This is a genomic window from Streptomyces sp. NPDC050549 (assembly GCF_040655035.1).
Classification (GTDB): Bacteria; Actinomycetota; Actinomycetes; order Streptomycetales; family Streptomycetaceae; genus Streptomyces.
Window position 1 is genome coordinate 129,321 of sequence record NZ_JBFAJD010000008.1, and the last position, 11,970, is coordinate 141,290.

General features: G+C 71.0%; 8 protein-coding genes and 1 pseudogene. 3 read left to right on the forward strand and 6 right to left on the reverse strand.

Features of this window, described 5'->3' with window-relative positions:
* Positions 1-7: 7 nt before the first annotated feature.
* On the reverse strand, positions 8-1,084 hold the full coding sequence (locus tag AB0I51_RS14595; RefSeq protein WP_362974900.1) for an NlpC/P60 family protein: 1,077 nt from the start codon (positions 1,082-1,084) through the stop codon (positions 8-10).
* Positions 1,085-1,496: 412 nt separating this feature from the next.
* Between AB0I51_RS14595 and AB0I51_RS14600 the strand changes: the two genes are divergently transcribed.
* Positions 1,497-1,850: a hypothetical protein gene (locus tag AB0I51_RS14600; protein WP_266771662.1), complete on the forward strand. Its 354-nt coding sequence runs from the start codon at positions 1,497-1,499 to the stop codon at positions 1,848-1,850.
* Here the strand turns inward: AB0I51_RS14600 and AB0I51_RS14605 are convergent.
* Together AB0I51_RS14605 and AB0I51_RS14610 are read right to left on the reverse strand one after the other, a co-directional pair.
* Positions 1,828-2,817: pseudogene (locus AB0I51_RS14605) on the reverse strand (tellurite resistance/C4-dicarboxylate transporter family protein). The gene AB0I51_RS14600 and the pseudogene AB0I51_RS14605 sit on opposite strands and share 23 nt — an antisense overlap.
* A 121-nt stretch (positions 2,818-2,938) precedes the next feature.
* Complete coding sequence (locus AB0I51_RS14610; RefSeq protein ID WP_362974903.1) at positions 2,939-3,763, reverse strand: C40 family peptidase; 825 nt, start codon at positions 3,761-3,763, stop codon at positions 2,939-2,941.
* Between the two features lie 229 nt (positions 3,764-3,992).
* Here AB0I51_RS14610 and pcrA point away from each other — a divergent pair, with 229 nt between their 5' ends.
* Positions 3,993-6,494, forward strand: a complete 2,502-nt coding sequence (pcrA, locus tag AB0I51_RS14615; protein ID WP_362974905.1) for a DNA helicase PcrA — start codon at positions 3,993-3,995, stop codon at positions 6,492-6,494.
* A 12-nt stretch (positions 6,495-6,506) separates the two neighbouring features.
* Here the strand turns inward: pcrA and AB0I51_RS14620 are convergent, their stop codons facing one another.
* On the reverse strand, positions 6,507-8,039 hold the full coding sequence (locus tag AB0I51_RS14620) for a M23 family metallopeptidase (protein ID WP_362974907.1): 1,533 nt from the start codon (positions 8,037-8,039) through the stop codon (positions 6,507-6,509).
* 437 nt (positions 8,040-8,476) lie between these two features.
* The gene (locus tag AB0I51_RS14625; protein WP_362974909.1) at positions 8,477-9,346 is read right to left on the reverse strand and encodes an alpha/beta fold hydrolase; all 870 of its coding nucleotides are present in this window, start codon (positions 9,344-9,346) and stop codon (positions 8,477-8,479) included.
* A 475-nt stretch (positions 9,347-9,821) separates the two neighbouring features.
* On the opposite strand from AB0I51_RS14625, the gene AB0I51_RS14630 reads away from it, so the two are divergent.
* Positions 9,822-10,238 carry a cobalamin B12-binding domain-containing protein gene (locus AB0I51_RS14630; RefSeq protein WP_362974911.1) on the forward strand — a complete coding sequence of 139 codons (417 nt, stop codon included), beginning with the start codon at positions 9,822-9,824 and terminating at the stop codon, positions 10,236-10,238.
* A 112-nt stretch (positions 10,239-10,350) separates the two neighbouring features.
* On the opposite strand, the gene AB0I51_RS14635 is transcribed toward AB0I51_RS14630, so the two are convergent.
* A complete protein-coding gene (locus AB0I51_RS14635) occupies positions 10,351-11,955 on the reverse strand; it encodes a DUF5691 domain-containing protein (protein ID WP_362974913.1) in 1,605 nt (534 codons plus the stop codon).
* Positions 11,956-11,970 lie beyond the last annotated feature (15 nt).

Here is an 11,970-nt window from a genome sequence, read left to right on the forward strand (position 1 = left end):
AGGGAGTTCACACCACCCGCGTCGCCCCGGCGAACGGCATCTGGTCGATCGGCGCCAGCCGCACCGGAGCGCTCGGGTTCGGGGCGTGGATCATCTGGCCGTCGCCGACGTAGATGCCGACGTGGCTGATGCCCGAGTAGAAGAACACCAGGTCGCCGGGGCGCAGTTCGTCCCGGGAGACCCGCTGCCCGGCGTTGATCTGGGCGTAGGTCGTGCGGGGCAGGGAGACTCCGGCGGAGTTGTAGGCGGCCTGGACGAGCCCCGAGCAGTCGAAGGCGTTGGGGCCCGTCGCGCCCCAGACATAGGGGCTGCCGAGCTTCTGGTAGGCGTAGGAAACGGCCGCCGCAGCACGGGAGTTGGGGGCGTCGGCCGTGGCGGTGGAGGAGCCGGGCGAGTGCAGTCCGTCCCGTGCCGTGGTCGCCGACCGTGACGCGCGCTCCGAGGTGCCGGCGGTCTGCTCGACCTGGGTCCGCTGCTGCGCAGGCAGCGCCGACAGCAGCCGACGCGCCTGGCTCAGCTTCGCGTTGATCGTCTTCTTCTGCCTGCCGAGCTCAGCCCGCCGCGACTTCAGCGAGGTCAGCTCGATGTGCGCGGCGCCGCGCAACTGCTCGATCTCCCGCAGCTGCTGCCGTACGAGAGCGACGGTGGCCGTCTGCCGGTGGCCCACCCGGTCGGCGAACTCGGCGCCGTCCAGATACTGTTCGGGGTCGTTCGAGAGCATGAGCTGCACCGCGGGGTCCATGCCGCCGCTGCGGTACTGGGCCGCCGCGACGTAACCCAGCGCGTCCCGCGCCGAGTTGAGCTTCTCCGTCTTGCGGGCCGCCTCGTCCCGCAGGGTGTTCAGCTGCTTCTCGGCCGCGTCCGCCTTCTCCTTCGCGCCGTCGTACTTCTCGGTGGCGACCTCCGCCTCCTGGTACAGCTTGTCCACCTTGGCCTTGACCTGGGTCGGTGTCAGCTGCGGCTCGGCGTGCGAGGTCCCGTCGAAGCCGGTCGCCGTCGCCGCGCCCGCGAGGGCGATCGTGGCGGCGGTGCGGGCCGTATGGCCGCTGAGCGAGCGCTGTCGGTGCTTGCGGTGCGCTGCCACGTGGACTGCACGTCCTTTCGTACGCCCGCCGGGGGAGCGGGCGGTTTGCACGTCCGGCGGCGGCCCGCACAGGGGGAGTGGGCCGCCGCCGGACCTTCTCGGCGGTGGTGTCCGACGGCCGCCCCTGGTCCGGGCGGCGGTGGGGAGCCGGTCACCTGGTGGAGGACGCTAAACCTGAAGATGACGGCCCGGTAACGCATGTACGGAAATGATGTGAGGTGATCGTCTTTTGACGTCGATTGACTGTGATTCCGGTCCGGGGTCACCGCCTTCACGTGGCGTGCTGACCGATGCGGAGGTTCCGGCACGGCGGTAGGCGGCACGGTGCTACGGGCCGCATATATGCAAGGTCGGGTGAGCGGGAGGGTGGCCCGGTGTCGGCCGGCCCCGAGCCCCTGAATAGGCTCCACCCATGGACGTACTCATCCATCTCTTCGTCGGCCTGCACATCATCGGCATCGCCGCGCTGCTCGGCGGTTTCCTCACCCAGATGAAGGCGATGGGCCAGGGAACGGCCCGCTTCGTCCCCGGCATGCTGCACGGCGCGCTGACCATGCTGGTCACCGGCGCGATCCTGGTCGGCCTCAACCAGGCCGACGATCAGCACGTCAACAACATCAAGATCGGCATCAAGCTCGCGCTGCTGGTCGTGATCCTGGGACTCGTCTACGTGAAACGGGACGAGGAGACGGTCGACAAGAGCCAGTTCGCGCTGGTCGGCGGCCTCACCATGGTCAACATCTTCATCGCGGTCCTGTGGACGTGACCCCGGACGTGGCGGCGGGGTAGAACCGGACCGTCCCCGCGGCCACCACCAGCCAGGCCGCCACCGCGATCCACAGCACCACCTGCCCGGGCGTCCTGAGCCCCCGGCACGTCCACGGCGGTGCCGACGGACAGCATGGTCGCGGCCGTCATCCCCAACGGGAACACCGTCGACCAGCGGCGCACGTCGTAGCGCAGTCTGGGCCAGGCGATCTCGGCGGCCAGCAGGACCAGGCACCAGGCCAGGTCGAGCACCAGCAGCGCCACGGTCACGGCCCGCAGGACGCCCCGGTCGTCGGAGTTCCACGGATACAGGCGGGCGCTGTCGGCGGCGATCAGCTTCGATCCCGCCAGCGCCGAGACGGCGGCGCGCCGCCGACGATCCAGTGGTCACCGGCCCCGACGATCACCTGCCGCCACTCGAAACGGGCCAGCGCGAACCCGTAGAGGACCAGCCCGAACCAGAACAGCACCATCGCCGTGTGCGCGAGCCAGGCCACCGACTCGGCCCCGGCGATCGTCGCCCCCAGCACGGCCGGCGTCTGCGTCGCCACACAGCCGAGGAACACCGTCCCGGGCATCCGCCCCCGCCAGTTCCCCAGGACCCGCACCAGCAGCCCCGGCCACAGGACCACGGCCGGTGCGAGCAGCGCCTCGGCCACCGTCTGCCGGCCGGCGACGGAGAAACGGGTGCCGAGTACGGCGGTCGCGGCGACGGCGGTCAGCGCACCGGGTGTCCCCGCCTCCGTGAGCCACCTCGGCCGGTCCCGCAGCAGCCGTACGGCGAAGTCCGCGGCCAGTCCCAGCCAGAAGGCGCAGGCCATCGCGAAGGCGATACGGGACAGCGCCTCGTACCCGGCGAGATGCAGGCCGACCGAGACGATGCCGGTCGCCAGCACGACGGCCCCGTCCGCCGGCGGACGCTGCGCCCACCGGGTGCGGAAGCGGGAGGTACCGGTACCGGACATGGATCCGATGCCAGGGAGCCGCCCCGGTGCCGACAGGGGGCCACGCGCGCGTGGACCTCAAGAACACCTGCACGCGTGCGTGGCCGTCAAAAACAGCCGCGCGCGTGCCCACGGATTCCGCTCAGGCCGGCCGCACCACGCTGTGGATGGCCGACGTGCCGCCGTAGTGGATCGATTCCTCGCGGACGCCGGTGCCGGGCTTCGGGGCGTGGATCATCATGCCGTCGCCCACGTAGACGCCGACGTGACTGCTGTCGTCGTGGAAGAAGACCAGGTCGCCGGGTTGCGCGTCGGCCAGTGGGATCGTCGTGCCGGCGCTCGCCTGGGCGGTGGTCGCGCGCGGGAGGGTGACTCCGGCGGCCTTCCAGGCGGCCTGGGTCAGGCCCGAGCAGTCGTACGAGCCGGGGCCTGCGGCGCCCCAGACGTACGGTTTGCCGACCTGGGCGCGGGCGAAGGCGACGGCCTGCCTCGCGAGTGCCGCCGCCTCTTGCCGCCCCGTGCGCGCAGCCGACTGCGACAACAGCGCGCGTGCGGCGGAGAGCTTCTTCTGGACGGTGGCCTTGGCCGTCCTCGGGTCGCTCTGCGTCCCGTCGGGGGCCCGGAGGCTCATGGCCGCCTGCTGACGTATCCCCGTCGTCGTGGACCGCTTCGTGAGGTGCGCGGCGACCGCGTCCTTCCGGCCGGCGGTCAGCCGGCTCATCAACTGGGCCTGGTCGTAGTGGTCGTGCGGGGTGGCGGTGAAGGAACTCGGCTTTTTCCGCGCGGAGTTGATCTTCCATGCGCGCCTTGCCCCGTCGCCCCTCTCGGCCGCCGAATCCGCCCGCCGGTAGAGGTCGTCGATCTTCTTCTCGACCTCTCCGAGACGCGGACCGCCGTCGTCGGCGGGGGTCCATATGCCTGCGATGCGCGAGCCCGCGGAACGCGGCTTGCGGTGCGACGACGCCAAGGAGGCGACTCCTTCCGTCGGTGGGGCCATGGAGCTTGAACGAACGCTAACCAAATTGTGTGGCTTGTGTGAAGGTCGATGGCCGATATGCACCATACGTTTGCGTGACCTAGGTCATGCGTGAGTCTGGCCGTCACTGATCGTTATCGACCGGTTCTGGACCGTGAATTTCCCCGAGTTCTCGGGGCGGCGGCCGGTTGTCAGTGGGGCGCCCTAAACTCGGAGGGCGATGAGCAGCCTCTTTGACGACAGCTTCCTGGCGGATCTCAAGGCCCCTCGGGCCCACGATGAAGAGCCCCCGCCACCGCCCGAGGACGAGCACGGACCGGAGCCGGTTCCGGACGACCTGTTCGGCGGGAAGTTCGACGTGCCCGCGAGCAGGGACGCCTACTACCGGGACGGCGCCCCGCGCCCGGCGGTCGACCCGGCCGCCCTCCTGGACGGGCTGAACGAGAACCAGCGCGCGGCCGTCGTCCACTCCGGCACCCCGCTGCTCATCGTGGCCGGCGCGGGCTCCGGCAAGACCCGCGTGCTCACCCACCGCATCGCCCACCTCCTCGGCGAGCGCCATGTGCACCCGGGCCAGATCCTCGCGATCACCTTCACCAACAAGGCCGCGGGCGAGATGAAGGAGCGCGTCGAACAGCTCGTCGGCCCGCGCGCCAACGCGATGTGGGTGATGACCTTCCACAGCGCCTGCGTGCGGATCCTGCGCCGCGAGTCGAAGAAGCTCGGCTTCACCTCCTCGTTCTCGATCTACGACGCGGCCGACTCCAAGCGTCTGATGGCCCTGGTCTGCCGCGACCTGGACCTCGACCCCAAGCGCTACCCGCCCAAGTCGTTCAGCGCCCAGATCTCCAACCTGAAGAACGAACTGGTCGACGAGGAGGACTTCGCCGCCCGCGCGGCCGACGGTTTCGAGAAGACCCTCGCCCAGGCCTACGCCATGTACCAGTCGCGGCTGCGCGAGGCCAACGCCCTCGACTTCGACGATCTGATCATGACGACGGTCAACCTCCTTCGCGCCTTCCCGGACGTCGCCGAGCACTACCGCCGCCGCTTCCGCCACGTGATGGTCGACGAGTACCAGGACACCAACCACGCGCAGTACGCGCTCGTACGGGAACTCGTCGGCACCGGCGCGCACGACGAGGACGTACCGCCGGGCGAACACGACCTGCCGCCCGCCGAGTTGTGTGTCGTGGGTGACGCCGACCAGTCGATCTACGCCTTCCGGGGTGCGACGATCCGCAACATCCTCCAGTTCGAGGAGGACTACCCGAACGCGACGACGATCCTCCTGGAGCAGAACTACCGCTCCACCCAGACGATCCTCTCCGCCGCCAACGCGGTCATCGAGCGCAACGAGTCCCGCCGCCCCAAGAACCTGTGGACCAACGCGGGCGCGGGCGCGCAGATCACCGGCTATGTCGCCGACACCGAGCACGACGAGGCGCAGTTCGTCGCCGAGGAGATAGACCGTCTCACCGACGCGGGCGAGGCCAAGGCCGGGGACGTCGCCGTCTTCTACCGGACGAACGCCCAGTCCCGTGTCTTCGAGGAGATCTTCATCCGCGTCGGCCTGCCCTACAAGGTCGTCGGCGGTGTCCGCTTCTACGAGCGCAAGGAGGTCAGGGACGTCCTGGCCTACCTCCGCGTCCTGGCCAACCCGGAGGACACGGTCCCGCTGCGCCGCATCCTCAACGTGCCCAAGCGCGGCATCGGCGAGCGTGCCGAGGCGATGATCGACGCCCTCTCGCAGCGCGAGAAAATCAGCTTCCCGCAGGCGTTGAAGCGCGTCGACGAGGCCTACGGCATGGCCGCGCGGTCGACGAACGCGGTCAAGAAGTTCAACACGCTGATGGAGGACCTCCGTACGATCGTCGAATCCGGCGCCGGACCGGCGACGGTCCTGGAGGCGATCCTCGAACGCACCGGCTATCTCGCCGAGTTGCAGGCCTCCACCGACCCGCAGGACGAGACCCGCATCGAGAACCTCCAGGAACTCGCCGCCGTGGCGCTGGAGTTCGAGCAGGAGAACAGCGCGGAGGACGGCGAGAGCGAGACGCCTGTCGGGCTCGCAGCCTTCCTGGAGCGGGTGGCCCTGGTCGCCGATTCGGACCAGATCCCCGACGAGGACGAGGACGGCTCCGGGGTCATCACCCTGATGACCCTGCACACCGCCAAGGGCCTGGAGTTCCCGGTCGTCTTCCTCACCGGCATGGAGGACGGCGTCTTCCCGCACATGCGCGCCCTCGGCCAGACCAAGGAACTGGAGGAGGAGCGACGCCTCGCCTACGTCGGCATCACACGCGCGCGTGAACGCCTGTATCTGACCCGGTCCTCGCTGCGCAGCGCCTGGGGACAGCCGTCGTACAACCCGCCCTCCCGCTTCCTGGAGGAGATCCCGGCGGCACACGTGGAGTGGAAGCGGACCGGCGCCATGGCGGCCCCGCCGTCCACGGGGCCGGCCTCGGGCATCGCGGCCTCGCTGTCCTCGACCCGCTCGCGCTCGTCGGCGTCGGGCGCGTCCGGCTTCGCCACCCGCAGGGCCTCGGAGAAGCCGGTAGTGTCCCTGGCCGTCGGCGACCGGGTCACCCACGACCAGTTCGGCCTCGGCACGGTCGTCGGCGTGAAGGGCACGGGAGCGAACGCGGAGGCGACGGTCGACTTCGGAGAGGCCAAGCCGAAGCGACTGCTGCTGCGGTACGCGCCGGTGGAAAAGCTGTAAGGAGAAGGGGAGTTACGTCGGGTCGAGCCCGTGGCTGCGAAGCCACGGGAGCGGGTCGATCGCCGCGCCGCCCGCCGGGCGCACCTCGAAGTGCAGGTGCGGGCCGGTGGAGTTGCCGGAGTTCCCGGAGTACGCGATCGGATCGCCGGCCTGCACCGTCGTCCCCGAGGGGACGCGGTAGCTGGAGAGGTGGCAGTACCAGGTCTGCGTGCCGTCCTTCGCGGTCAGGATCAGCATGTTGCCGTAGGCACTGTTCCACTTCGTGGTGACGACGCCGTCGGTCGCGGCCATCACCGTCGTGCCGTACGAGACGGGGAAGTCGATGCCCGTGTGCACGGACATCCAGTTGACGCCGGCCTGGCCGAAGTAGGCGCTGAGGCCCTTCTGGGTCACCGGCAGCACGTACTTGGGGCGCAGCCGCTCCTTGCGGGCCGCCTCCGCCGCCGCCTTCTTCTTCTCGGCCTCCTGCTGGGCCTTGAGGTCGATACGTTCCTGCGTACGGCTGGCCCGGTCGGCGAAGTCGTCGGCGCCGGCCGAGAGGCTCTTGATCTGCGCGTCCAGCTTGTTGTTCGCCACGGACGGCTTCACCGAGGTCGCGTCGGAGGCGGACGCCGTCGAGTCGCTGCCGCCGGTCAGCGTGCCGACGGACGCGGCGGCGATCCCGGCGACCCCCATCACACACGCGGAGGGCACGGCGATCGTCATCAGCGCGGACCGCTTCGGAGGAGTACGGCGCCGCGAACGGCTCCCGCTGCGGCCCGCGGCCCGCGAGGCGGTCGCCGAGGCCGGGGTGAACTCCTCCTGGTCTTCGAGGAGTTCGGGGCGCGGATCGGATCCGTCCCGGTCCGCCTCGACCTCGTCGAGGGCGGGCATCTCGCCGGTCGCGGTCAACTCGCCGCCGTCCGGGGCGGGTTCGTCGTGCGTGCCCTCGTGCGTCCCGTCGTACGACGGCTGCTCGAAGGCGGTCGTCGCGTCGGCGGGGCTGCCGTCGGCGTTCCACTGCGTGGCGTCGTAGGCGCCCGTGTCGAAGGCCTGCGTGCCCCATTCCCACTGCTGGGTCTGGTCGGCGGGGGCGGCGGAATGGGCCGACTGGTCGGGCTGGAGCCAGGCGTTGGCATCCCACTGGCCGCTCAAGTCGGGGCCGGTGGCCTGCGGCGGGATGGCGGACAGCTGCTGGTAGTCGGCGGACCAGGCGGTGGTCTCGTAGGCACCCGTGTCGAAGGCGGCGTGGTGCTGGGCCGCGTACGGGTCGTAGTTCAGGGTGTGTTGGGCACCCGTGGACCAGGCCGAGGACTCGTAGGCGCCGGTGGCGTGCGAGCCGGTGTCGTGGCTCTGCATGTCGCCGAAGAGGGGGTCGGTGGCGAAGCTCGCGGTGGCCTGGCCGCTGTCCGCGCCCGGGTGAAAACCCGTGGCGGAGTGGTCGCCGTACGTGGTGAAGTCACCGTACTGGGCGTCCTGTCCGCCGTACGACGCGTACTGCGCCGAGGTGGCATCGGAAGCCGGGGCCGGGGTGGTCATGATCCCCGACGGGTGACGGTCGTTCACCAACTTCTCTTTCGCCTCGACAACAGGGGCTGGCAGAGCAGTGCGGCGACTGTACCCGGCAGTACGCGGGCCCGACAATCTTCCTCGGGTTTTGCGTCCGTCGGAAACGGGCATTCGGCCGTGTTTCGGGGGACGGCGGGCATGGGTTTGGCCTTGCGTTCGATTGGCGTTCGAGGCTGGAGGCGGTTCAACCGCTGTCGGCGCCCTGTGCGGACGCTTCGAAGGGCACGGAAATGCTTCCCGTACCGGAGGCCGGGCCCGTTGACTGCGGTCGACGGCATTCGGCGTGGGGAGAGTGGCCGCCACGCGCCGTGGGAGACCGGCCGTGCGCACCGGCCCGCGCCGGCGCGGGGTGCGGCGGTGTTCCCGGCCGGGAGGCGAGCACCGTCAGTGTTCGGTGCGCGCCTCCTTGCCATCGGTAGGCTGCGCGGCGCCGGTCAGGCCACCGTCAGGCCGCCCCTGCGGGTCGTCGTGGCCGATGCTTCCGTCCGTGGCGTGTCGAGAGCCTGGCAGATGCCCGACGCGACGGCCGGGTGCACCGGCAGGGCGAGATGGCCGATGCCGCTGACCTGCACGTTCTGTGCGATCAAGTCGGGATGGTCGATGCGGGCCGTCTCCAGCGGCTCCATCAGGTGGTCGAGGTCGCTCCAGAAACTGACGAAATGCGTGCGGCAGCCGGGGGCGGGCAGGCCCAGTTCCTCGATCACCGCCGAGCCGGGCCGCATCTGGCGGACGATCGGATGGGCGTTGGCCAGCGGGACCACGGCGGTGCCGGAGTGCGGGGTCCCGAGCGTCACCAGTGTGCGGACCCGCAGGTCACCGCCGAGCCTCTGCACGTAATAGCGGGCGATCAGGCCGCCGAGACTGTGCCCGACGATGTCCACCTGCTCACTGCCCGTGCGCTCGCAGATCTCCTCGATGTGCCTGCCGAGCAGCTCGGCCGCCGTACGGATGTCGCAGGTCAGCGGCGAGTAGTTGAGCGATTCGACCGGCCGGCGGCCGTGCTGGGCCAGGGATCGGCGCAGCAGCACGAACACCGAGCGGTTGTCGATGAACCCGTGCAACAGCACCACCGGGGGTTTCGCCTCGGTCGGCAGCGTTGCCGCGTCCTCCGGGGAGGGGGCCGGAGGAAGCGGCAGCCTGCGTTCCTGGGTGATGCCGGACGGATAGAGGAGAAGGTGGCCCGCGAGGATCGCGATCTCCAGGGCGGTCGCTTTCAGGAGGGTCATGGAGAGCCCGGCCAGCCTGCTGGGCAGAAGGCGCTGACAGAGGGGGAGAAAGGGCTGCACCGCCCTGGTGACCTTCATGGCCGACCTCCTGTCGGCACACGGATCGACAGCTCCGTCCCCCGTGTGCCCTCGTGGGAGGCCACGGCGAGGGTCACCGGCGTGCGCGAAGGGTATGCGCTGGGCGGGTGTGGCGTACGGCGTGCGTGACGCCGTCGACCTTTCGAGGAGCCCTGTCGGTCTGGCGACGAGGCTTCCCGCTGTCGTGCCGTACCTGCCCTGCGTGCCCTTCGTGCCTGCGCCGATGCGCCGCACCACCACGGCGCGCGGCCTGCGGCGCGGTGGTGCGGCGACCTCGTTGCGGCTCCCGTTGCGCTTGTTCCCGCTGGAACGCTGCGCGGTGAACGTGTCCCATCGTGTGATTTCCCCCTCGGTATCCACCGCGAAACTGCCGGTTGCGGGATGCTGGAGATAACGTTCGTTCACTCCCCGCGCCGGAGCGGGTGCCGCGGTACCCGTCGGTAGGGATGAACGCAGTCGCTTCATGGAGGCAGTGATGGGTGTGGCAGCCGGTCCGATCCGCGTGGTGGTGGCCAAGCCGGGGCTCGACGGCCACGACCGGGGCGCCAAGGTGATCGCGCGGGCGCTGCGCGACGCCGGTATGGAGGTCATCTACACGGGCCTCCACCAGACCCCCGAGCAGATCGTCGACACCGCGATCCAGGAGGACGCCGACGCGATCGGCCTCTCCATCCTCTCCGGCGCCCACAACACTCTCTTCGCCGCCGTGATCGACCTGCTGAAGCAGCGCGAGGCGGAGGACATCCTCGTCTTCGGCGGCGGGATCATCCCCGAGGCGGACATCGCCCCCCTCAAGGAGAAGGGCGTCGCGGAGATCTTCACCCCCGGGGCGACCACGCACTCCATCGTCGACTGGGTGCGGGAGAACGTGCGCCAGCCGGCCGGCGCGTAGGGCCTGCGGCGAGCGGGGGTTCGCTTTCCGGTGCCGGTCGTTTCTCGGCTTCGTGCTCTCTTCGGCACCGCAGGCTCCCACAGCTTCTACGGCCCTCCAGCCCCCGTAGTTCCTACGGCACATCCAGCTCCCGCGCCATCGCCGCCCGCAACCGCAACGTCGTCACCAGCCGCTGAAACGCCTCCGCCCAATAACCCCCCGCCCCCGGCGCCGCGTCCTCCGACTCGTCCGGCACCGCCAGCAACCCGTCGAGCCGGCTCGCCTCGGCCGGGTCGAGACACCGCTCGGCCAGCCCCATCACCCCACTGAAACTCCACGGGTAGCTCCCCGCGTCCCGCGCGATGTTGAGCGCGTCCACCACGGCCCGCCCCAGCGGCGCGGCCCACGGGACCGCGCACACCCCGAGCAGCTGGAACGCCTCGGACAGCCCCTGCGCCGCGATGAACCCGGCCACCCACTCGGCCCGTTCGCCCCCGCCCAGCGTGCTCAGCAGCTTCGCCCGCTCGGCCAGCGACACCGCCCCCGGCCCGCCCGCCTCGGGCGCCGACGGCGACCCGAGCAACGCCCGGGACCATTCCGCGTTCCGCTGCCGTACCGCCGCCCGGCACCACGCGGCGTGCAGCTCGCCCCGCCAGTCGTCCGCCACCGCGAGCGCCACGATCTCTTGGGGCGTACGGCCGCCGAGCCGCCGCGCCCAGGTTCCGAGCGGTGCCGCCTCCACCAACTGGCCCAGCCACCACGACCGTTCACCGCGCCCCGCCGGAGCCTTGGCGACCACACCGTCCCGCTCCATGCCCGGGTCGCACTCGTGCGGCGCCTCCACGACCAGGCCGGGTTCCTCGCGCGTACGGTCCATGGCCACGCAGGCCGCGGCCCGGACCGCCATCCGCGCGGCGAGCGCCGAGTCAGGGAGCGCGGACAGCAACTCCGCCGCCGTGGCCCGTACGTTGCGGCTCCGGTCGGCCAACGCCTGCTCCAGGAAGGGTTCGTCCTCGGCCGTGAGCCCCGTACGCAGCGAGTCGAGGAACATCAACCGGTCCTCCGCCCGCTCCGTCGCCCACGTGGTGACGAGCAACTCCCTTGCGACCGCCGGTTGTTGTGCGCGTATCGCCGCGAGCAGGGCGACCCGCTCGGCGAACAGCCCCTCCTGCCACAGCTGTTGGACCTGGCTCGGGTCGTCGAGGTCCGGCAGGGCCGTGCCGCCGCCCGGGGTCGCGCGCAGGGCGAACCGCCAGTCCGGGTTCAGCCGCGCCAGCCACAACGCGCGCGGCCCCGCGAACTCCAGCGCCGCCGGCCGCAGATCCGTACGCCCCCGGGCCGCGTCCAGCAGCGCGGGCAGCACCTGGACGGGCGCACCGAAACCGCGCGCGTTGGCCGCCGCGAGCCACTGGGGCAGCAACTCCATGAGATCGGGCGAGGTGCCCCGGCGTCCCCCGCCGCCCGCACCGGGACGGTCGGTCAGGAGCATCACCAGTCTGCGGGCCGCCGCCACGGGCAGCGCCGGACGCGTGTCGGGGACGGCCGGCTCCGGCCGTTCGGCCGCCCGCGCCGGACGGAGCCCCGCCCGCCGCCGCACGGTCTCCACCGCCGCCGCGTCCAGCAGCGCCACGGGGGCGTCCTGGCCCGGCGCGCACCACGGAGGCATACGGCGGTCCGTGCCGAGGAGCGCCGTGGTGACGAGTTCCTCCCAGTCGCCCGGGGCAGAGGTGCTGTTCATGGGGTGCCTTTCCGT

Excerpts from the sequence above, each read along its gene's own strand:
- AB0I51_RS14600 (WP_266771662.1), top strand. The coding sequence starts at position 1,497 with ATGGACGTACTCATCCATCTCTTCGTCGGCCTGCACATCATCGGCATC.
- pcrA (WP_362974905.1), top strand. The coding sequence starts at position 3,993 with ATGAGCAGCCTCTTTGACGACAGCTTCCTGGCGGATCTCAAGGCCCCT.
- AB0I51_RS14625 (WP_362974909.1), bottom strand. The coding sequence starts at position 9,346 with ATGAAGGTCACCAGGGCGGTGCAGCCCTTTCTCCCCCTCTGTCAGCGC.
- AB0I51_RS14630 (WP_362974911.1), top strand. The coding sequence starts at position 9,822 with ATGGGTGTGGCAGCCGGTCCGATCCGCGTGGTGGTGGCCAAGCCGGGG.
- AB0I51_RS14635 (WP_362974913.1), bottom strand. The coding sequence starts at position 11,955 with ATGAACAGCACCTCTGCCCCGGGCGACTGGGAGGAACTCGTCACCACG.